Origin of the sequence: Belnapia mucosa (assembly GCF_016775475.1) — a bacterium.
In the GTDB taxonomy this organism is placed as follows: domain Bacteria; phylum Pseudomonadota; class Alphaproteobacteria; order Acetobacterales; family Acetobacteraceae; genus Belnapia; species Belnapia mucosa.
In genome coordinates this window covers 104571-125154 of record NZ_JAEUXJ010000007.1, presented here as the reverse complement: position 1 = coordinate 125154, position 20584 = coordinate 104571, and the positions used below count along the sequence as shown (strand labels likewise).

Below are 20584 nucleotides of genomic sequence, written 5' to 3'. Positions count from 1 at the left end.
GGCACCGGGTTGGCGGGGGTGGGACGATGGGTTGGCGCATCGGTGTCGATATCGGCGGCACCTTCATCGATTTCTGCGCGCTGGATGAGGCGACCGGGCAGCTCCACACGCTGAAGGTGCTGACCACACCCGACCGGCCGGGGCAGGAGGTGATGGAAGGCCTCGCCCTGCTGCAAAGCCGCCACGGCCTGGCCCCGGCCGAGGTCGAGAGCTTCGTCCATGGCACCACCGTCGGCATCAATACCGTCATCCAGCGCCGCGGCGCCCCGCTCGCCCTGCTGGCCACGGCCGGCTTCGAGGACGTGATCGAACTGGCCCGGCTGCGCATGCCGGAGATGTATGGCCTGTTCTGCGCCCGGCCGGACCAGCTCATCCCCCGCGACCGCATCTTCGGCGTCGGCGGCCGCATCCTCTCGGACGGGACGGAGGAAGTGCCGCTCGATGCCGCGGGGGTGCGGGAGGCTGCGCGGCGGGCGCGGGCGGCCGGCGCGGCGGGCATCATCATCTCCTTCCTCCATGCCTACCGGAACCCGGCGCATGAGCTGGCCGCAAAGGCCCTGCTGCAGCAGGAGGCGCCCGACCTTTTTGTCTTTTGCGGCGCCGAGATCTGGCCGGTGATCCGCGAATACGAACGCACCACCACCGCCATCCTGAACGGCTATGTCCATCCGCGGGTCGATTCCTACCTCGCCTCGCTGGAGGCGGCCTTGCAGGCGCGCGGCATCGCCGCCCCGCCAATGATCACCAAGTCCAATGGCGGGATCATGAGCGCGGCGCTCGGCCGCACCGCCTGCGTCAGCATGCTGCTCTCCGGCACCGCCTCCGGCGTCATGGGCGCCGGCTTCCTGGCGCGGCAGGCGGGGGTGGAACGGGCGCTCACCCTCGATATCGGCGGCACCAGCGCCGATGTGGCGCTCATCATCGGCGGCGAGGCGCAATTCGGCACCGGCGAGCAGGTGGGCGACTTCCCGCTGCACATGCCGACCGTCTCGGTCACCTCGATCGGCGATGGCGGCGGCTCCATCGCCCGGGTCGATGGTTTCGGCGTGCTGAAGGTGGGACCGGAAAGCGCCGGCTCGGTGCCCGGCCCGGCCTGCTACGGCCGCGGCGGGGAGAGGGCGACGATCACCGATGCCATGGCGGTGCTCGGCTGGCTCGGCCATGCGCCGCTGGCCTACCAGTCGGTCGGCATCGACCGCGCCCGGGCCGAGGCGGCGGTGGGCGAGCTCGCCGCGCCGCTCGGCCTCTCCACCGCGGCGACGGCGGAGGCGATCGTGCAAGTCTCCATCGCCTCCATGTTCGCCGAGGTGAACAAGCTGGTGGCGCGCCACGGCGTCGATGCGCGGGAATTCACCCTGGTGCCCTTCGGCGGCGCCGGGCCGATGCTCGGCTGCCTGCTGGCGCGGGAGCTCGGCATGGCGCAGGTGATGATCCCGCGCCGGCCGGGCGTGGTCAGCGCGCTCGGCGGGCTGATCGCGGATGTGAAGAACGACTTCATCCGCACCCTCTTCGTCGAGCTGGAGGAGGCGAGCCTGCCGGCGCTGCGCGCGGCACTGGCCGGGCTGCGCGACGCGGCCGAGACCTGGCTGCGGCACGACCAGGGCTTCGAGGGCCCGGCCGTGCTGCGGCTCTCGGCCGATATGCGCTATCGCGGCCAGTCCTTCGAGATCGAGGCGCCGCTCGAGCTCGGCTGGATCGAGGCGGGCGACCTGGACGCCCTGCGCGGCGCCTTCCATGCCCGCCATGCCGCCATCTACGATTTCAGCGACGAGGCGGCACCGGTCCAGCTGGTGAATCTCCGCCTCGTCGTCGCCGGCACCACCGCCCCGCCGGACTTCCCCCGCTGGCCCGAGGCCGAAGGTGAGCCCGTGCCGGAGCGCGAGGTATCCGTCTGGCAGGATGGCGCCGCGCGCCCGACGCCGCTGTTCCGCCGCGAAGCCCTGCTGCCCGGCCACCGCTTCCGCGGCCCCGCGGTGGTGGTGCAGGAGGATGCAACAAGCTGCATCCCCGCCGGCTTCGCCGCCCGGGTCGATGCCCATGGCAACCTGCACCTCTCGGCCGAAGGATAGGCGCGATGGACAAGGTGACGCTCGAGATCTTCGCCAACCATGCGCGCGCCGCGGCCGAGAACATGGCCTACACGCTGTACCGCACGGCGCATTCGACCTTCGTGAAGGAGACGGAGGACTTCACCGTCCAGCTGACGGATCCCAGCGGCAATGTGGTCGCGGTGCCGATGGATCTCGGCGCCACCTGGTATCCCGGCATCACCTATGGCCGCGCCATCGGCATGATCCCGGAGTACGAGCCGGGCGATATCGGCTTCACCAACGACCCCTATAGCGGCTTCCTGGCCACCCATGCGCCGGACCTGCATATGTGGAAGCCGATCTTCCACGAAGGCGAGATTGTCTGCTTCGCCTGCGGCCATATCCACAACACGGATATGGGCGGCGCGGTGCCGGCCAGCCTCTCCCGCACCCTGACCGAGATCCATCAGGAAGGCATCCGCTTTCCGCCGATGAAGCTCTACCGCCGCGGCGAGCTCAATGAGGAGCTGCTGCGGGTGATGCTGCTGAATGTCCGCAAACCGGAGCAGAATCTCGGCGATCTCAAGGCCTTTATCGGCGCGCTCAACACGGGCGAGCGCAAGGTCCGCGCCATGCTGGAGAAATTCGGCGTCGAGCGCTTCCGCGCCGGCCTCCAGGGGCTGCAGGACTATGCCGAGCACCAGGCGCGGGAGATCCTCCGCGCCATCCCCGACGGGCAATGGAGCTTCAGCGACTTCGCCGATGAGGATTCGGTCGGCGGCAATCCCTGCCGGCTGCGGCTGACCCTGACGATTCAGGGCGATTCCGCCGTGCTGGACTTCACCGGCAGCGACCCGCAGCTCACCTCCTCGCTCAATGTCCCGACCGGCAGCGACCCGCGGCACACGCTGCTGCTGGTCGGCGTCTATTACGTGCTCTGCACGCTCAACCCGCAGCTGCTGCTGAATGGCGGGCTGACGCGGCCCTTCACCTGCATCGCGCCCGAGGGGACGGTGCTGAACCCGGTCTTCCCCGCAGCGGTCGGCATGCGCAGCCTGACCTGCGCCCGGCTGCGCAGCCTGATTTTCGGCGCCTTCAGCCAGGCAGTGCCGGAGAAGCTGCCGGCGGCGCCGGCCGGCACCAGCTCCATCATGAATGTCATGACCACCGACAACCGTACCCAGCAGACGGTGCTGGCGGCGGTGAACCCGGTGGTCGGCGGCGGCGGCGGCATGCCGCATCGCGACGGCACCAATGGCTCGGGCGCCGATGGCGCCTATCTCAAGAACACCCCGATCGAGATCACCGAGACGGAGGTGCCGATCCAGTTCCTCCGCTACGGGCTGCTGCCGGATTCCGGCGGTGCCGGGCGCTGGCGGGGCGGGCTGGCGACGGTGCTGGAGTTCAAGGTCTTCGCGCCGAATACGCGCATCACCGCCCGCAACCGCGACCGGTCGCGCTTCCGGCCCTGGGGCATCCTCGGCGGCGGGCCTGGCCGGCCCTCCGACTTCGTCCTCAATCCTGGCACGGCGCGGGAGAGGGTGCTGGGCAATACGGACATCGTCACCATGGATCCGGGCGACGTCATCCATATCCACTCCCCCGGCGGCGGCGGCCGCGGCAGCCCGCTGGAGCGGGAGCCGGAGCGGGTGCTGGAGGATGTGACGCGCGGCTATGTCTCGGCGGCGGTGGCCGAGTCCGATTACGGCGTCGTCATCCGCGACGGCGCGGTGGACCTGGCGGCGACCGAGGTGCTGCGCGCCCGCCTCGCCGGCAACCGGACGCCGGCGCATTTCCGCTTCGGCCCGGAGCGGGAGGCGTTCGAGCAGGTCTGGACCGAGGCGGCCTATGCCGAGCTGACGGCGATCCTCGCCGCCCTGCCGGTGCATTGGCGCTTCTTCATCAAGGGCCGGCTCTTCGCCGAGCGCGCCGCGCATCCGCAGATGGGCGTGCGGGAGGTGTATGAGCGGGTGAAGGCAGGGCTGCCGGGCCTCGCCTGAGGGGCAGCGGCCCTACCGGGCCGCCGCCGAGGCCTCCGACCGCGTGGCGCCGACCCGAGCGGCCAGCGCCGCGGCCATGAACTCGTCGAGGTCGCCATCCAGCACGGCGGCCGGATTGCCCTTCTCGACATTGGTGCGCAGGTCCTTCACCAGCTGGTAGGGCTGCAGCACGTAGTTCCGGATCTGGTGGCCCCAGCCGATATCGGTCTTGCCCGCCTCGATGCCCGCCGCCACCGCCTCGCGCTTCGACAGCTCCAGCTCATAGAGCCGGGCCTTCAGCATGTTCATGGCGATGGCGCGGTTCTTGTGCTGGCTGCGGTCCTGGGTGGAGGCCGCGACGATGCCGGTCGGGATATGGGTGAAGCGCACGCCGGATTCGGTCTTGTTGACGTGCTGCCCGCCGGCGCCCGAGGCGCGGAAAGTGTCGGTCTTGATGTCCGCCGGATTGATCTCGATCTCGATCTTGTCGTCCACCACCGGGTAGACATAGACGCTGGCGAAGCTGGTCTGCCGCTTGTCGTTGCCGCCGAAGGGGCTGATGCGGACCAGGCGATGCACGCCCGTCTCCGTCTTCAGCCAGCCATAGGCGGCCGGCCCGGTGACCTGGAGGGTGGCCGACTTGATGCCGGCCTCTTCCCCGTCCGACTGCTCGGTCAGCGCTACCTTGTAGCCATGCTGCTCGGCCCAGCGCTGGTACATGCGCAGCAGCATCTCGGCCCAGTCCTGCGCCTCGGTCCCGCCGGCCCCGGCATTGACCTCGATATAGGCGTCGTTCTGGTCGGCCTCGCCCGAGAGCAGGCTCTCGATCTCGCGCCGCTTGGCCTCGGAGGCCAGGGCCTTGAGGTCGGCGACGGCGGCATCTGCGGTCGCCGCATCGCCCTCCGCCTCGGCCAGCTCGATCAGCTCCAGCGCATCGGCGACGGCTTGCTCCATCCGCCGCACGCCCTCGGTCTGGTCGGCCAGGCGGGAGCGTTCCCGCATCAGCTTGTTGGCAGCCTCGGCATCGTTCCAGAGGCTCGGGTCTTCCGCCTTGGCGTTCAGCTCATCGAGGCGGCGAAGGGCGGCATCCCAGTCAAAGATGCCTCCTCAGCAGGGACACCGAAGCGGTGATCTGCTCGTTCAGGGATTCTGCATCAGCGCGCATGACGGGGCCGATAGGCCATGCCGGGCACGCTGTCCAGGGCCGGGGGGTGAAGGCCGCATGGCCGGCGAGTTCACTCGACCGCCAGCCCCGGCTCGGCCTAGCCTCGGCGGAACAAGCGGCCCGCCCCGGGCCGCGCCTGGTAGGGAGTCCCCGGCCATGGCTGCCGCACCGCCGCTCGACCTGGCCAGGGCGCATCGCCTCCTCGCCCGCGCCGCCTATGGCGCCCGCCCGAGCGAGGCGGAGACGCTGGCCCGCAGCGGCCTCGACCCCTGGCTCGACCGCCAGCTCGCCCTGCCGGCCGAGGAGCCGGCGGTGGAGGCACGGATCGACGCGCTGGCCATCCCGATCCGTTATGCCCCCGGCCCCGGCGAGCAATGGAGCGACGAGGTCCGGCCCCCGCTGGCCCTGCGGCAGAGCCAGGCCGAGCGCTGGCGCCTCGCGGATTTTCGCCCCGCCTATCGCGCCCCGGGCGCCGAGCGCGACCGGCCGCGACTGGAGCTCACCCTCGCCACCCTGCTGCGGAAGGTCGCGGCCGAGGCGCAGCTGCGCGAGCGGCTGGTCGAGTTCTGGCACGACCATTTCAGCCTCGCCTACCAGGCGGATGGCCGCGTCTCGGTCTCGCTGCCGGATCACGACCGGCGCATCCGCGCCCATGCGCTGGGCTCCTTCCGCGCCCTGCTGGAGGCGATGGCGACCAGCCCGGCCATGCTCTTCTACCTGAACAATGAAAGCTCCCGCGCCGGCGCGCCGAACGAGAACTACGCGCGGGAGCTGCTGGAGCTGCACACCATGGGCCGCGCCGCCTATCGCGGCAGCGCCCGGTCAGGACGGGAGGTGCCGCGCCTGCCGGATGGCCGCCCGGCCTTCTATGTCGATGCCGATGTCTGGGAAGCCGCCCGGGCGCTGACCGGCTGGAGCGTCGCCAATGGGCAGAATTTCGACGGCGCGCGGACCCTGCCCCGCAGCGGCGAGTTCACCTATGTCGCCGCCTGGCACGACCCCTACCAGAAGCGTTTCCTCGGCCAGGATCTGGATCCCTTCGCGCCCGCCATGGCGCATGGCCGGGCGGTGCTGGATGCGCTGGCCGCCCATCCGGCCACGGCCCGCTTCCTCTGCACCAAGCTCGCCCGTTTCCTGCTCGGCGATCCCGCCCCGCCCGCCGCCATCGTCCGGGCCGAGGCCGCCTGGATGCGCCATGCCGGGCAGGAGGACCAGATCGCCCAGGTGGTGCGCGCCCTGCTGACCGGGCCGGAGGCCAGCGATCCGGCCATCTTCCGCATCCGCCGCCCGGTCGATGTCATGGCTGCCGCGGCGCGCGCGCTCGACCTGCCCTTCACCCCGGCGCCGGCGCTGATCGGCCAGCTCGCCATGGCCGGGCAGGTGCCCTTCGGCTGGCTGCCGCCGGATGGCCAGCCGGTGGAAGGCGAGACCTATCTGGGCGCCACCGCCCTGCGCGCACGCTGGACTATGGTGCTCGCCCTCGCGCGCAATGCCGGGGGCGCCGGCCTCTCGCCGCATTATGCCGAACTGGCCCATGCCCCGGCCGAGGCGGCGGTGCGGCGGCTGGCGGCGCTCGCGCTCGGCCCGGCCGGGGCTCCGGTCGCCGAGACCGTGGCGGGCGTCTGGACTGCGGCTGGCCGTGCTGCCCGGCCGGGGCCCGCCGAGGTTGCCGAACTCGCCGGCTGGGTGCTGAACGCCCCCGCCTTCCAGATCGCCTGAGATAGGGAGACCGCCATGCCCCTCCTGCTCGGCCGCCGCCACCTGCTCCGCGCCGGTCTCGGCGCCGCCGCCCTGCCCGCGCTGCGCGGCCTTGCCTTCGCCGAACAGCCGGGGGCGCCCCTGCTGGTGCTGGTCAATCTCCGCGGCGGGATGGATGGGCTGCATGCCCTATCGCCGGCCGACGACGCCAATTTCGTCGACCAGCGGGCGGAGAACCTGCGCAACCCGACGGGCGGCCGGCAGGCCGGGCTTCGCCTCGACGCCTCCTCCGCCGTGGATTTCCGCGCCCATCGCGAGGCCGCACCGCTGGCCGAGATCTGGCGGGACCGCCGCATGGCGATCTGGCCCGCTGCCGGCGTGCCGCAGGCGACGCGCAGCCATTTCGAGGCCCAGGCGATGATGGGCCTCGGCCAGGGGCTGCGCGCCGAGCATGGCGGCAGCACCGGCTGGCTCGCCGCCTGGGCGGCGGGCGCCGCCCCCACCGGTGCCAGCGTTGCGGCGCTCTCCGCCCAGGGCAGACTGGCGCCGGAGCTGATGGGGGGGCGGCACGGGATCGCCGTCGCCAGCCTCGCCGAGGGGCTGGCGCCACCCGGCGGGGCCTTCGGCGATGCGATGCTGGAGGCGCTCTACCGTGGCGGCCATGGCCCGGCCGCCCAGGCAGGGCAGGAAGCGCTGGCTGGCCTCCGCGGCATCGACCGGCTGCTGCCGCGCGATGTGGAGGGGCGCCCGCTGGCCTACACGCCCGCCGGCGGCGCGGATTACGGCCCGGGCCGCGAATTCGGCCGGGCGCTGGCCGTGGTCGCCCAGACCGCGAAGCTGAACCCCGCGCTCATCGCCGCCACGGTTGATCTCGGCGGCTGGGACACGCATGAGGGGCAACCGGGGCGCTTCGCCGACCGGATGCGGGTGCTGGCACGCGGCCTCGGCGCCTTCGATGCCGATATGGCCGGGCTGCCGCGCCGCTGGACGGTGCTGGTGGCCAGTGAATTCGGCCGCCGGCTGCGGTCCAACCGGAGCAACGGCACGGATCACGGCCGGGCCGGGGTGATCCTGGCCTTCGGCCAGGGCTTCGGCCTCGGCCGGCACTTCGGCGCCTGGCCGGGCCTTGCGCCCGACGCCCTGGACGAAGGCGTCGACCTGCGCGTGGCGACGGATTACCGCGAGGTCTTCCGCACCGTCATCGCGGATCTGGCGCCGGCCGCACCGCCGCCTTTCGCGCGAAGCTAGACGGGAGGGGCGATCGGAGGCAGTGCCTCCGATCCTCTCGCGCTCTCCCCGCCAAGGGCCGAAAGGCCCTTGGAACCCTCGCGCTTCGGGTAGCGGAGGGTATCCTGAAAAGATCTAAGACGTGGATTGGGTAGCTACCCGGAGGCCGGCCTTCATCACGGCCAGACCGGCGCGCCCTCCAGCCCCGCGGTCTCCGGCAGGCCGCAGATCAGGTTCGCATTCTGCACCGCCTGGCCGGCCGCGCCCTTGCCGAGATTGTCGACCACGCTCATCGCGATCACCAGCTCGCGCTCCGGATCGGCGGCATAGCTGACGAAGGCGAGGTTCGAACCGGTCGCCCATTTGGTCTGCGGCGGCGCCTCGGTCACGCGGACGAAGGCCCGTCCGGCATAGAAGCGCCGGGCCGCCTCCAGGCACTCGCCCGTGGTGGCACGGCCGCGGCAGTAGATGGTGGCGAGCACGCCGCGGGTCATCGGCACCAGATGCGGCGTGAAGACCAGCCCGGCCGCGCTGCCGCCACCGAGCCGCTCGATCGTCCGGGCCATCTCGGGCATGTGGGTGTGCCTGAGCAGGCCGTAGGGCAGCAGGTTCTCGTTGCTCTCGGCATAGCCGAACCGGCTGTCGGCGCCGCCCCGTCCGGCACCGGAGATGCCGGTCTTGGCGTCGATGATGATGCTGCCGGGCTCGATCAGCCTGTCAGAGAGCAGCGGGGCCAGCGCGGTCAGTGTTGCTGCGGGGAAGCAGCCGGGATTGGCGATGCGGGTCCGGCCCTCGATCTCGGCCGGCCAGACATCGGCCAGACCATAGGCCCAGCCATCGACATAGCGATGGTCGCCGCCGATATCGACGATCTTCACCGTCTTGGGGACGCGCGCCAGCGCCTCGGCCGAGGTGCCCGTGGGCAGCGAGGCGAAGAGCAGGTCGAGCTTCGGCAGGGCCGCGGGGTCCCACTTCTCGATCACCAGCCCGGCCAGCCTGGCCGGCACGCCGGGGAAGCGCTCCGCCAGCCGGCTGCCGGCGCTGCCCTCGCCCGCGGCGTAGACCAGCTCGAAGGAGGGGTGGCCCGCGACCAGGCGCATCGCCTCGCCGCCGCCAAAACCGCTGATGCCGACAATGCCGACGCGAATGCTCATGGTGGTGTCCTTCCGGGGTTCGGGCAAAGAAAAACCCCCGGAGCCGGGGGCTGCGGGGGTTCAGGAATGCGGGCCGGGACTGCTCCCGCGGGTGGGGGCCTCAGGGTAAGGCCGTCACCACGCGGAGGGATGCCGATCGACGCGCAGCCCAGGGAGCCGCCGCTTGGGTGCAGCGGCGTCGGCGTCGGTCACAGAGGATCCGGGTCCTGGGCATGTCCCGCGACACTGTTGCTACCCACATTCACCGTCAAGCGGAATGTCTGCTGAGCAACCATCGCGGACGCCAACCAGCGGGGCCCTCAGTACAGCCCCCCAAGCCCCCTCTCGAGCCCCACCGCCGTCCCGCGTGCCGGGTCTTCCTCCGGCGGCCGGGCGGCGTTCTCGGTGCCCGGGCGGAAAGCCTCCATGATCGTCTGGCCATCCGCCTGCACCCGCACCAGCGCCACGCCGGGCGGCGTGCGGAAGGGCACGGCCGGGCTGCCGCGCAGCGCCGCTTCCAGCACGTCATGGAAGATCGGCGCCGCATTGCCGCCGCCGGTCTCGCCATTGCCGAGCGTCCGCGGCTCGTCGAAGCCCATCCAGACGGCGATGACGATGTCCGGGGTGAAGCCGACGAACCAGTTGTCCACATAGTCATTGGTGGTGCCGGTCTTGCCGGCGATCGGCCGGTTCAGCCCCTTGCCGGCCGCAGTGCCGGTGCCGCGCTGCACGACGCCGGCGAGGAGGTTGGCCATCTGGTAGGCGGCGACCGGATCGGTGATCTGGCGCCGGTTGTCGGCCAGTTCCGGCGGCCCGCCCTCCGGGCTGCGGGTGGCGCAGCCGGGGCAGGCGCGGGTGTCGCTCCGCCAGATCACCCGGCCGCGCTGATCCTGCACGCTGTCGATCAGGGTCGGGGAGACCTCCCGCCCGCCATTGGCGAAGGCGGCATAGCCGGCCGCCATGCGCAGCACCGTGGTCTCTCCCGAACCGAGCGACATCGCCAGGTAGCGCGGCATGTTGGGGATGACCCCGAAGCGCGCCGCCGTCTCCGCCACCTTGTCGATGCCCACCTCCTGCGCCACCCGGATGGTGACGAGGTTCAGCGACTTCTCCAGCGCGGTGCGGATGGAAACATAGCTGTTGCTGACGCCGTCGCCGTAATTGCCCGGCCGCCAGACGCCCTGCGGGGTGTTGATCTCGATCGGCGCGTCGAGGAAGCGCTGGTTCGGCGGGATGCCCGCCTCCAGCGCCGGGAGATAGACGAAGGGTTTGAAGGAGGAGCCGGGCTGCCGCTGCGCCTGGGTGGCACGGTTGAACTGGCTTTTCTCGAAGGACCAGCCGCCGGCCATGGCGAGCACGCGGCCGGTGGCGGGGTCGAGCGCGACGATGGCGCCCTCGACCTGCGGAATCTGCCGCAGCGCCAGGCGCTCCGGCCGGGCCGGGGCGCGGCCCTGGGCGGGCTGGGCCGGCAGAACCTCGACCAGCACCACATCGCCCGGCGCCAGCACATCCTGCATGCGCCGCGGCGCGGCGGCGAGCCGGCCTTCGCCCAGTGCCCGCCGGGCCCAGGACGCCTCCTCCAGCGGCAGCGTCCCGGTGCGGGGCTGGGCCGGGCCACGCGGATCGGGCCGGTCGATCCAGCCGAGCCGCGCCTCGCGGTCCCGCACCTCCAGCGCCACCGCCAGGCGCCATTCGGGCAGGGCGCCGCCTGGGCGCTGCACCGCCTCCAGCGCCGGGAGCCATTCGGTGGCGCCGGCGGCGATGCGCGTCACCGGGCCGCGCCAGCCGCCGCGCCGCCGGTCATAGCCGGTGAGGCCGGTGCGCAGCGCCGCCTCGGTCGCCGCCTGCAGACCGGGGTCGAGGCTGGTGCGGACGACGAAGCCGCCCATGGTCGTCTGCTCGGGCCCGAAGCGGGCCGAGAGCTCGCGCCGGACATCCTCGGTGAAATACTGGCCGACCGGGACCACCTCGGGCCGCCGCATCGGGCGGGGGATGATCGGCTCGGCCTTGGCGGCCGCGGCCTCGGCCGGGGTGATGGCCTTGTCCTCGGCCATGCGGTCCAGCACCCAGTCGCGCCGGGCGCGGGCGGCGTCCGGGAAGCGCATCGGATTGTAGTTGTTCGGCCCCTTCGGCAGCACCGCGAGGAATGCGCTCTCGCCGAGGGTCAGCTCATCCAGGCCCTTGTTGAAATAGGCCGCCGCCGCCGCGGCCACGCCATAGGCCTGATAGCCGAGGAAGATCTCGTTCAGGTAGATCTCGAGGATGCGGTCCTTCGGCAGCGTGTCCTCGATGCGGAAGGCGAGGATCGCCTCGCGCAGCTTGCGGGTCAGCGTCCGGTCGGCGCCGACCAGCATGTTCTTCGCCACCTGCTGCGTGATGGTGGAGGCGCCGCCGAGCCGCCGCCCGCTGCCGTAATTCTCGACCGCCGTCAGGGTCGCCCGCAGGATGCCGATGGGATCGACGCCATGGTGTTCCCAGAAGCGCTGGTCCTCGGCGCTGACGAAAGCGGCCTGGATCTGGCGCGGGATCGCCTCGATGGGCACGAAGACGCGTCGCTCGGTGGCGAGCTCGGCCAGCAGCCGGCTGTCGGCGGCATAGATGCGCGACATCTGCGGCGGCTGGTAATCCGCCAGCCAGCGATAGTCGGGCAGGTCCGCCGCCACCTGGCGATAGAGGCCATAGGCGACGATCCCGCCGCCGACCAGCGCGATGGCGATCAGGGTCAGCAGGCCGCCGAAGACGCCGCGGAAGGGCGCCCGGCGCCGCTTCGGCTTGGGCGGGGGCTGACGCGGCGGCGGAGGAGGAGGGGGCGCTATGTCGAGCTTCGGCTCGGGGCGGTCATCAAGCGGCGGCATGGCGGTCCCAATACAGCGTCTGGCCGGCGGCGGCGACGCACAGGGCCGACATAGTGCCGGCCCGTCAGGCTTTCACCCTGTGGCCGCGACCACCGCCCTGCCCTGCCCGGCGCCGAGGAAGCCATGCACCGCCTCGGCCAGCGAGGCCGCCACCCGGGCCCGGTGGGCGGCCCGGTTCAGCGCCGCCTCGTCCTGCGGGTTGGAGAGGAAGCCCATTTCCACCAGCGCGGCCGGGACATCCGGCGCCTTCAGCACGACGAAGCCGGCGCGGCGGTGGGTATTCGGCAGCAGCGGCACCTCGCCTTCCAGCGCGCCGACCACCAGCCGCGCCATCCGCTCCGAGCCTGACCGCGTCTCCTGCCGGATCAGGCTGAGCAGGATGCGCTGCACCTCGGGCGGGACGCTCGGCAGGCGAAGGCCACCGGCGCGGTCGGCCTGGTTCTCCCGCTGGGCGAGGCCGGCGGCCAGCCCGTCCGAGGCGGTCTCCGACAAGGTATAGACGCTGGCGCCGCGCGCGCCCGGCGCGCTGTCGGCATGCATCGAGAGGAACAGCGCCGCCTGCCGCCGCCGGGCGAATTCCACCCGGTCGCCGAGCGGGATGAAGACGTCGCGGCTTCGGGTCAGCGCGACGCGGCAGCGCCCTGCGGCCTCCAGCTGCCGCTTCAGCTCCAGCGCGGCGGCGAGGGTGATGCGCTTCTCATGCGTGCCATGGCCGCCGATGGTCCCCGGGTCCCGCCCGCCATGGCCGGGATCGAGCACGACCAGCGGCAGCGGCCCACGCTGAGCCAGCGCCGCGATGGCCAGCGGCTTTCCATCGGCGAGTCGGGCGAAGCCGGCGGCGGAGCCGGGCCCGAGCAGGATGGTCAGCCGCCCGCCCGCCACCCGGACCTGCGGCGCGGCGACCGGCCCGGCCAGCAGCAGGACCAGGGACTGGCTGGCGCCGCTGCCCTCGCGCCGCGCCTCGGCCACCAGCCCGGCGCCGGGCAGGCGGTCCGGCCCGCGCCAGGGGAGGTTCGGCAATTCGAGGATCAACCGCGCCGGGCGAGCGGTGGCCGACAGGCGCCAGGCCACCGGCCGCGCCATGGGCACCACCAGGCTGGTCTGCCCCCTGCGGGCCGTGAGCACCGGGCCCGCCGGCGCCGCGGCCGGCAGCAGCAGCCCCGCCGCCCCCGCCAGCAAGGCCCGGCGCCCGGGCCCGCCATCCCCCTGATCCATCGCTGCCACGCCCCCCAAAGCGTTGCACATCCTAGCCTATCGGCCCGCCCGGGTGGGGTGAAGCCGCATGTCCGGGTAATATCGTGCCGGCCTGTGACCAAATTGCGGGCGATCCCGGCCCGGCGACCCAGCGGGAGGGTTGCAATGGCGGCGCGGCAGCCTTGTGGAAGGCGAACCCCTCCCCTATGGTGCCTTGCCCCGGCGGCGCCCGCTGCCGGCGGAGGAGTACGGCGCATCCGCGCCGCCAGGCCAAGGACCCATCGGTCCACCGGGCCTGCGGCGCGTGTCGCGGCAGTGTCCGGCATGGGGGGCGGCCATCCGTCCCCGCGCTTCGCCGGGCCGCCCATCCGCCACCTTCGTCCTTGCGGGACCTGTCGCGTGCGGACCCTTGGCGGCCGATCGAGGCCGTCCCTGGTGCAAGCGTGACCGACGCCGCCCCAGCCGCGCCCCGCGCTGCTGGCACCGGGGGCGCGAGCCCTGGGGCACCGCCCCGGGTCGCCGCCCTGCGCCCCTGCCGGCGCGGCGGCGCCCGGATCCCGGTCCCCGCCGGAGGAGGATGGTTGGCCGCATGACGCAAGGACGCGCCGCGCCACCGCCCCCTTCCGGGTCACGCCACCCCGATCCGCCGTGCCGCACCCCGGTGCCGCGCGGCGCGGAGCCACCGCTTCGATGACCAAGCGCATGCTGATCGACGCATCCCACGCGGAAGAAACCCGCGTGGTGGTGCTGGACGGCACCCGGCTCGAGGAGTTCGACCTCGAGGCCGCGAGCCGCCTGCCCCTGAAGGGCAATATCTACCTGGCCAAGGTGGTCCGGGTGGAACCCAGCCTCCAGGCCGCCTTCGTGGAATATGGCGGCAACCGCCACGGCTTCCTCGCCTTCAGCGAGATCCATCCCGACTACTACCAGATCCCCGTCGCCGACCGGCAGCGCCTGCTGGAGATGCAGGCCGCCGAAGCCCGCGAGCAGGAGGAATCCGAGGAGCGCGAAGCCGCCCTCGCCGATGCCCTCGAAGCTGCCGCGACCGAGGGCGAGACCCTCCCGCCCGCCGAGGCCCCCGCTGCCGAAGGCGCCATCGCCGAGCCGGCCAGCCCCGAGGCCCCGGCCGAGGCGCCCGCCGCCGAGGCAGCGCCGGCCGAGATCCTCGCCGCCGAGCCCGTGGCCGAGGCATTGCCCGCCGAGGCCCCCGCTGCCGAAGGCCCCATCGCCGAGCCGGAAGCCCAGCCCGCCCCGGCCGCCGCCGGCGAAGGCGACCAGCCCGACCTCGCCCCGCTCGCCAATGGCCATGCCCCCGAGGCCTTCGCCGAGGAGGAGCGCGGCGAGGAGGAGGAGGACGCCCCCGCCCCCGAGACCATCGGCGGCGAAGGCACCGAGGATGTCTCCCGCGAGCGGCGCATCCCGCCCCGCTTCCTCCGCCACTACAAGATCCAGGAAGTGATCCGCCGCCGGCAGATCATGCTGGTGCAGGTGGTGAAGGAGGAGCGCGGCACGAAGGGCGCGGCGCTGACCACCTATATCTCGCTTGCCGGCCGCTTCTCCGTGCTGATGCCGAACAGCCCGCGCGGCGGCGGCGTCTCGCGCAAGATCACCTCGGTCGCCGATCGCCGCCGCCTGCGGGAGGTGATCGACGAGCTCGGCCTGCCGCAGGGGATGAGCCTCATCGTGCGGACCGCGGGCGCGCAGCGGCCGAAGCCCGAGATCCGGCGCGACTGCGAGTACCTGCTGCGGCTGTGGGACAATATCCGCGACCGCACCATGGCCTCGACCGCGCCGGCGCTGATCTATGAGGAAGCGGACCTCATCAAGCGCTCCATCCGCGATGTCTATGCGCGCGATGTCGAGGAAATCCTGGTCGATGGCGAGGATGCCTACCAGGAGGCGCGCGAGTTCATGCGCATGCTGATGCCGCAGCATGCGAAGAAGATTCAGCTCTTCCGCGACGGCGGCCTGTTTGCCCGGCACCAGGTCGAGGCGCAGCTCGATGCGATGCATTCGCCAACCGTGCAGCTCCGCTCGGGCGGTTATCTGGTCATCAACCAGACCGAGGCGCTGGTCGCCATCGACGTGAATTCCGGCCGCTCGACGCGCGAGCGGCATATCGAGGACACGGCGCTCCGCACCAATCTCGAAGCCGCGGACGAGATCGCCCGGCAGCTGCGGCTGCGCGACCTCGCCGGCCTGATCGTCATCGACTTCATCGACATGGAGTCGGCCAAGCACGACGCCATGGTCGAGCGCCGGATCAAGGAGGCGCTGAAGCATGACCGCGCCCGGATCCAGGTCGGGCGCATCAGCCATTTCGGCCTGCTGGAGATGTCCCGCCAGCGGCTGCGGCCGAGCCTGACGGAGACCACCTTCGTCACCTGCCCGCATTGCCAGGGCCGCGGCCAGGTCCGCAGCCTGGAGAGCAGCGCGTTGCAGGTGCTGCGCGCGATCGAGGAGGAGGCGGCGCGCCGCCGCTCCGCCGAGATCTGCATCCATGTCGCGGCCCAGGTCGCCTTCTACCTGCTGAACCGCAAGCGCGATCGCCTGCAGGCGATCGAGCAGCGCTTCGGCATGTCCGTGGTGTTCGAGCCGGATGAGGCGCTGATGCCGCCCGCCTTCCGGCTGGAACGGCTGCGCGCTGCCGAGCCGGGCCGCATGCCCGAGGCACCGCCCGCCGCGCTGCGGATGGATTACGCGCCGGAGCCCGAGCCGGAAGCCGAGCCCGAGGAGGAGGAGGCGCCCGAGCCCGAGGCCGCCGCCCCCAGCGCCGAGGAGGCCGAACGCCAGGGCGAGCGCCGCCGCCGCCGCCGGCGCCGCCGTGGCGGCAACGGCACCCGGCCCGATTCGGGCCCCCGCGCCGAGGGTGAGTCCGAGGAGGAAGGCGAGGAGGCCGAGGCCGCCTCCGAGGCCAGCCCCGAGGCCGAAGCCCCGGCACCCGAGGGCGAGCCGGTCGCCGCCGAGGCGCAGCCGGCCGCCGAAGCCCAGCCGGAGGCCGAGGCCGATGGCGAGGCGGAAGCCGGGCGCGACGGCCCGCGCCGCCGCCGCCGTGGCCGCCGCGGCAGCCGTCCCGAGCGTGCCGGCGAGGAGGCCGCGCCGCAGGAGGCCGAGCCTGCCCCCGCCCGCTATATCGGCCCGACCCCGGCCGACCCCTTCGCCGGGCATGTCGATGACATCATGGCCGCGATGGAGGCGGCGGAAGCGGCTGCCGAAGCCGCCGCCGCGGCCCGCCGCTCGGCCCGCTCCGCGCCGCCGCCGGTCGAAGCCATGGCCGGGCCCGCCCCGGTTGAGGCCGAGGCGCCCGCCGAACCGGCTCCGCCGGAGGTCGTGCCGGTCGAGGCTCCCGCCGAGCCGGAGGCCGAGGCGGCGCCGGTCGAGCCCATGCCCGTCGAGCCCATGCCCGTCGAGCCGCCGCCCATTGAGGCTGCTCCTCCTGCCGAGGCTGCGCCCGCCGCACCGGAGCCGGCACCGGAACCCGCTGCTGCCGCGCCGGAGCCCGCGCCAGAGCCCGAAGCGGCGCCGGTGGCCGAGGCGGCCCCCGAGCCCGCCCCGGAGTCGGAGCCCGAGGTGGTCCAGGGTCCGGTCATCCAGCCCGTCAGCGTGGATGCGCTGGACGAGTCCGCCCCGAAGCGCCGCGGCTGGTGGCGCCGCTGACGCCTTGAACAGCCCCGCGCCGCCCGGTCAGGCCGGGCGGCGCGGCGGTGCGTCCCTTCCGGTTAGATAACCCGCAAGGCCCAGCGCCAGCGCGGCCGCCAGCACCCCGAAGGCGATCGGCCATGCCCAGCCGGCCGGCGCCGCCGCCACCGCCCAGCCGGTCACCGCCGGCAGGGCGGCGCTGCCCAAGGTCTGAGCCAGGTTCACCGTCGTCGCCCCGCGCCCGACCAGATGGTCGGGGAAGAGCGAACGGCCATGCGCCACCACCACCACCGGGTAGCAGCTCAGCAGGCAGAGCAGCACCAGCAGCCCCGCCGCCACCGGCAGCGGCGCCGTCGGCCAGGCGGCCAGCGCCAGCAGCACCAGCACCGCGCCGCTCGCCATGCCGGCGACCAGCCATTTGCGGGTGTTCAGCCGCCGCTCCAGCGGCCCGACGCCGAGCAGCCCCAGCACCAGCGCCACGCCCATCGCCCCCAGCACCAGCCCGCGCGGCCCGGGCGCCAACCCATGCACCTCGGACAGATAGGGCCCGGCCCAGACCGCGAGCACGGTCGCCATGGCGGCATAGCCGACCAGATGCATCGCCAGCACCGGCAGCAGGCCGGGCGTCCGCCAGACCGTCAGCTGCCCGCGCAACGCTCCCGCCAGCGTCTCGGCCGGGCGCTGCGGCCTTGGCCGGTCGGGCGGGTCGTCCCGCACCCAGAGCCACCACAGCAGGGCGAGGCCGAGGGTGACGGCGGCCGAGGCGGCATAGGCGCCGCGCCAGCCGAGCCAGCCCGCCAGCCAGGCGAAGGGCGCCCCGGCCAGCAGCACCCCGGCCTGGCTGAAGGCGAAGACCCGGGCCAGCGCCGTGGTCAGCCCCTCCCCCGCATGCCAGCGGGCGCAGAGCACCACGCTCGCCATGAAGGAGGCGGCGCAGCCGAGGCCGAGGAGGAAGCGGCCGGCGAGGAACCATCCGGCATCCGGCGCCAGCCCCTGGGCCAGCGCGCCCAGCGCGGCGGGCAGGCTCAGCGCCGCGACGGTCAGCCGCGGCCCGATCCGGTCGAGCGCCAGCCCGACCGGCACCTGCAGCACCAGCAGCGCCAGGAAGAAGGCGCCATTCGCCGCCCCCAGCAGCCCCGGCCCGGCGTCGAGCGAGGCCGCCAGCTCCGGCCCGATCACGCCAAGCGCGGCGCGGTGGAACTGGCTGGCGCTGGTCATCAGGGTCAGGGCCAGCAGCAGCCGGGTGGCCGGACTCACGCCGCCACGCCCAGCGTCTCGCCCAGGCGGCGCGCCCCTTCCGGCGTCAGCCGCAATCGGCGCCGCGCCAGCGGGTCGCCCTCGCGCTCCGCCGGCAGCCGCGTCACCCAATGCTGGCGGAGGCAGCAGGCGGCGATCTCCCGTCCGAGCCCGCCGGCCAGATGCGCCCGCCGTTCCGACCAGTCCATGCAGTCGCAGGCGAAGCGCCGGGCCCCCCGCGCCGCGGCGAGATCGACGCCAAGCCGGGCCAGCCCCGCCTCGCCCGCCGGCGTCGCCGCCCAGCCGCCAGCGGCCGGGATGATCCAGCCGCGTCCGGCGAGGCCGGCATGCAGCGCGACGCCGAGCCGCCCGGCCAGATGGTCGTAGCAGAGCCGCGCGGCGCGGAAGGCCTCGCCATGCGGCCAGCGGCGGGCGGGCGCCACCGCCTCGGTCAGGCCGCCCAGCGTCTCCAGCATCGCCGCCACCTCCTCGGAGGCGAGGCGGTGGTAGCGGTGCCGCCCCTGCGGATGCACCGCCACCAGCCCGCCCTCGGCGAGGCGCGCCAGATGCGCGCTGGCGGCCGGCGCGCCGATGCCGGCGACCCGCGCCAACTCCCCGGCGGTGAGGGATTCGCCGCCGAGCAGCGCATGCAGCATGGCGGCACGGGCCGGCTCGGCGAGGAGGATGGCGGTGGCGGCGAAGGCGGCGGGGGTGGTCATGGGCGCAGCCTAGCGCGGATGCCGCCCGGCCGCTTCGCCGCAGGGCGAAGGACAGGCTTGTTGCGGCATGGCAGTCTGCGGCATGGGAGGACCCGCATGATCGCCGTGATATTCGAGGTGGAGCCGGCCGAGGGTCGGTTCGAAGACTATCTGGACCATGCCGCCCGGCTGAAGCCGCTGCTGGAGCAGGTGCCGGGCTTCATCTCCGTCGAGCGCTTCCGCAGCCTGACCAACCCGGCGAAGCTGCTCAGCCTGTCCTTCTGGGAGGATGATGCGGCGGTGGCCTGCTGGCGCAACCAGGCGGCGCATCGCGCCAGCCAGGCGGCGGGGCGAGAGGGCATCTTCGCCGGCTACCGGCTGCGGGTGGCGGCAGTGCTGCGCGACTACGGCATGGCGGAGCGACGCGATCAGGCGCCGGCGGATTCGCTCGCCTTGCACGGAGGGTTCTAGGCGGTCAGCCGCCGCAGCCGCTGGCGACGATCTCGCAGGCCGCGCTGCGGTCCCGGCTGCTGCAATCGGCGATGGCCTGGCTTTCCGCCACCTCGCGGGTCGGGCCGGCGCCGCCGGCCGCGAAGGTGACGGTAAAGGTGCTGGGATCGGCGGTGCGGATCAGCCCATTGGCCCGCTTGGCCTGGGCCACCGCGCCGCAACGGTCGGTGAATTCCAGGGCGAGGCGGCAGGCTCCGCCGCGCGCCTGGCAGTGCCGCTCCGCATGGCCATGGGCGGCCAGCCGGTCGGCCATTCCGTAGGACAGGCCGAAGCTCGTGCTCGGCGCCGGCGCCAGATAGATCGCGCCGGTCCGGCCGCCGGCGGGGCGCGTCGCCATGGCCTGGGTGCCGAGGCCGCGCACCTGCGGCACGTACTCGGTGCGCGAGGCAACGGCCAGGCGCTGGCCGGTCGGGCCGGCCAGGGCAGCGTAATTGGCGCTCGCGGGCGGCGGCGGGGTCGGCGCCGCCGCGACCCCGCGGCCGGTCGCCGCGCCGCTCCGGCCGGCATGGCGCTGGAAATCCTGGGCCGCGGCGCAGCGGATCAGGCAGGCCTGCACCGGCGGGGGATTGGCCCGCACCGTGGCAGTGGCGGCGCCGCAGGATCGCAGGCAGGCCGCCGGTGCGGTCACCGTCTGGGCCGCGGCCGGGCCGGCGAGGAGAAGGGCGAGGGAGGGGAGGAGGATTCGCATCGGCTTACCGATAGGTGTCGGCGCTGGCGGGTGGGTGGATCGGCATGGCGATCAGCCCGGCCTCATGCGCGAGGGACAGGCCGAGCCAGCTCCACCAGGCCATGCCGCCGATCAGCAGCAGCGGGACCAGGGGACGGCAGATCTGGGCGAGGTAGCCGCCGATGCCGAGGGCGAGCCAATAGACCGGCCGCACCATGTCCCGCCCCAGCAGCTTCGCCAGCTCCCGCCCGGTTTCGCTGAGCTCGAAGGCATCAGGGTCGGGGATCAGGCCGGCCTGGTTCAGCGCCCAGCCGAGCGGCGCGGCGACCAGCAGCGCCAGGCCGAGCATGCCGAAGACGCCGCCGAAGCCGAAGACGCGGTCCCGGCTCGAACCCTCGGCGGCGTTGCGCTCGATCTCGGCCGCGATGTCGCGTGGAGGGCGACCGATTGTCGTGCGCAATCCCGCCGCGGAGGCGGCATTCGGGCGTTCGCTCCCCATGGCGTTACGACTGGCTCCAACGCGGAACTGCGTTGGGGATAGTTTGAATACCTA

At 73.3% G+C, this 20584-nt stretch carries 14 protein-coding genes; 6 read left to right on the top strand and 8 right to left on the bottom strand.

The genetic code is table 11. The features are described from left to right. Positions 1-26: 26 nt before the first annotated feature. Entirely contained in the window at positions 27-2069 is a 2043-nt protein-coding gene (locus tag JMJ55_RS17360; RefSeq protein WP_202826846.1) for a hydantoinase/oxoprolinase family protein, read from the top strand. Between the two features lie 5 nt (positions 2070-2074). After that, complete coding sequence (locus JMJ55_RS17355) at positions 2075-4030, top strand: hydantoinase B/oxoprolinase family protein (protein WP_202826845.1); 1956 nt, start codon at positions 2075-2077, stop codon at positions 4028-4030. 12 nt (positions 4031-4042) lie between these two features. Here the strand turns inward: JMJ55_RS17355 and prfB are convergent. Continuing rightward, positions 4043-5174 (bottom strand): peptide chain release factor 2 gene (gene prfB, locus JMJ55_RS17350; protein WP_202826844.1). Its coding sequence is split into 2 segments (ribosomal slippage): positions 4043-5104 and positions 5106-5174, totalling 1131 coding nucleotides; the frame shifts between segments, so codons are not numbered across the junction. A 156-nt stretch (positions 5175-5330) separates the two neighbouring features. On the opposite strand from prfB, the gene JMJ55_RS17345 reads away from it, so the two are divergent. Beyond that, positions 5331-6893 (top strand): DUF1800 domain-containing protein, encoded by a 1563-nt coding sequence (locus tag JMJ55_RS17345; RefSeq protein ID WP_202826843.1) that lies wholly within the window; start codon positions 5331-5333, stop codon positions 6891-6893. A 15-nt stretch (positions 6894-6908) separates the two neighbouring features. Continuing rightward, positions 6909-8120 (top strand): DUF1501 domain-containing protein, encoded by a 1212-nt coding sequence (locus JMJ55_RS17340; RefSeq protein ID WP_202826842.1) that lies wholly within the window; start codon positions 6909-6911, stop codon positions 8118-8120. A 155-nt stretch (positions 8121-8275) separates the two neighbouring features. On the opposite strand, the gene argC is transcribed toward JMJ55_RS17340, so the two are convergent. From argC to JMJ55_RS17325, 3 genes are all read right to left on the bottom strand, one after another. Then, positions 8276-9253 carry an N-acetyl-gamma-glutamyl-phosphate reductase gene (gene argC, locus JMJ55_RS17335; protein ID WP_202826841.1) on the bottom strand — a complete coding sequence of 326 codons (978 nt, stop codon included), beginning with the start codon at positions 9251-9253 and terminating at the stop codon, positions 8276-8278. Positions 9254-9552: 299 nt separating this feature from the next. Beyond that, positions 9553-12087, bottom strand: coding sequence for a penicillin-binding protein 1A (locus tag JMJ55_RS17330; protein WP_202826840.1), 2535 nt, complete (start codon positions 12085-12087; stop codon positions 9553-9555). 72 nt (positions 12088-12159) lie between these two features. Then, positions 12160-13302 carry an N-acetylmuramoyl-L-alanine amidase family protein gene (locus tag JMJ55_RS17325; protein WP_202826839.1) on the bottom strand — a complete coding sequence of 381 codons (1143 nt, stop codon included), beginning with the start codon at positions 13300-13302 and terminating at the stop codon, positions 12160-12162. Between the two features lie 669 nt (positions 13303-13971). On the opposite strand from JMJ55_RS17325, the gene JMJ55_RS17320 reads away from it, so the two are divergent. Further along, the gene (locus tag JMJ55_RS17320) at positions 13972-16938 is read left to right on the top strand and encodes an Rne/Rng family ribonuclease (protein WP_202826838.1); all 2967 of its coding nucleotides are present in this window, start codon (positions 13972-13974) and stop codon (positions 16936-16938) included. Between the two features lie 27 nt (positions 16939-16965). Here the strand turns inward: JMJ55_RS17320 and JMJ55_RS17315 are convergent, their stop codons facing one another. Beyond that, positions 16966-18177, bottom strand: a complete 1212-nt coding sequence (locus JMJ55_RS17315) for an MFS transporter (protein ID WP_202826837.1) — start codon at positions 18175-18177, stop codon at positions 16966-16968. Beyond that, positions 18174-18875, bottom strand: a complete 702-nt coding sequence (locus JMJ55_RS17310; protein WP_202826836.1) for an ArsR/SmtB family transcription factor — start codon at positions 18873-18875, stop codon at positions 18174-18176. The genes JMJ55_RS17315 and JMJ55_RS17310 overlap by 4 nt, the downstream gene beginning before the upstream one ends. A gap of 96 nt (positions 18876-18971) precedes the next feature. Between JMJ55_RS17310 and JMJ55_RS17305 the strand changes: the two genes are divergently transcribed. Beyond that, positions 18972-19325: an antibiotic biosynthesis monooxygenase family protein gene (locus JMJ55_RS17305; RefSeq protein ID WP_202826835.1), complete on the top strand. Its 354-nt coding sequence runs from the start codon at positions 18972-18974 to the stop codon at positions 19323-19325. A 4-nt stretch (positions 19326-19329) separates the two neighbouring features. Here JMJ55_RS17305 and JMJ55_RS17300 read toward each other — a convergent pair whose 3' ends face one another. Both JMJ55_RS17300 and JMJ55_RS17295 read right to left on the bottom strand, forming a co-directional pair. Beyond that, positions 19330-20052 carry a DUF4189 domain-containing protein gene (locus JMJ55_RS17300; protein ID WP_202826834.1) on the bottom strand — a complete coding sequence of 241 codons (723 nt, stop codon included), beginning with the start codon at positions 20050-20052 and terminating at the stop codon, positions 19330-19332. 4 nt (positions 20053-20056) lie between these two features. After that, positions 20057-20530, bottom strand: a complete 474-nt coding sequence (locus tag JMJ55_RS17295) for a hypothetical protein (RefSeq protein WP_202826833.1) — start codon at positions 20528-20530, stop codon at positions 20057-20059. Positions 20531-20584 lie beyond the last annotated feature (54 nt).

What these genes read in the sequence shown, in the direction of transcription:
- JMJ55_RS17360 (WP_202826846.1), top strand. Translation starts at nt 27, where the DNA reads ATGGGTTGGCGCATCGGTGTCGATATCGGCGGCACCTTCATCGATTTC.
- JMJ55_RS17355 (WP_202826845.1), top strand. Translation starts at nt 2,075, where the DNA reads ATGGACAAGGTGACGCTCGAGATCTTCGCCAACCATGCGCGCGCCGCG.
- JMJ55_RS17345 (WP_202826843.1), top strand. Translation starts at nt 5,331, where the DNA reads ATGGCTGCCGCACCGCCGCTCGACCTGGCCAGGGCGCATCGCCTCCTC.
- JMJ55_RS17340 (WP_202826842.1), top strand. Translation starts at nt 6,909, where the DNA reads ATGCCCCTCCTGCTCGGCCGCCGCCACCTGCTCCGCGCCGGTCTCGGC.
- argC (WP_202826841.1), bottom strand. Translation starts at nt 9,253, where the DNA reads ATGAGCATTCGCGTCGGCATTGTCGGCATCAGCGGTTTTGGCGGCGGC.
- JMJ55_RS17330 (WP_202826840.1), bottom strand. Translation starts at nt 12,087, where the DNA reads ATGCCGCCGCTTGATGACCGCCCCGAGCCGAAGCTCGACATAGCGCCC.
- JMJ55_RS17325 (WP_202826839.1), bottom strand. Translation starts at nt 13,302, where the DNA reads ATGGATCAGGGGGATGGCGGGCCCGGGCGCCGGGCCTTGCTGGCGGGG.
- JMJ55_RS17320 (WP_202826838.1), top strand. Translation starts at nt 13,972, where the DNA reads ATGACCAAGCGCATGCTGATCGACGCATCCCACGCGGAAGAAACCCGC.
- JMJ55_RS17310 (WP_202826836.1), bottom strand. Translation starts at nt 18,875, where the DNA reads ATGACCACCCCCGCCGCCTTCGCCGCCACCGCCATCCTCCTCGCCGAG.
- JMJ55_RS17305 (WP_202826835.1), top strand. Translation starts at nt 18,972, where the DNA reads ATGATCGCCGTGATATTCGAGGTGGAGCCGGCCGAGGGTCGGTTCGAA.
- JMJ55_RS17300 (WP_202826834.1), bottom strand. Translation starts at nt 20,052, where the DNA reads ATGCGAATCCTCCTCCCCTCCCTCGCCCTTCTCCTCGCCGGCCCGGCC.
- JMJ55_RS17295 (WP_202826833.1), bottom strand. Translation starts at nt 20,530, where the DNA reads ATGGGGAGCGAACGCCCGAATGCCGCCTCCGCGGCGGGATTGCGCACG.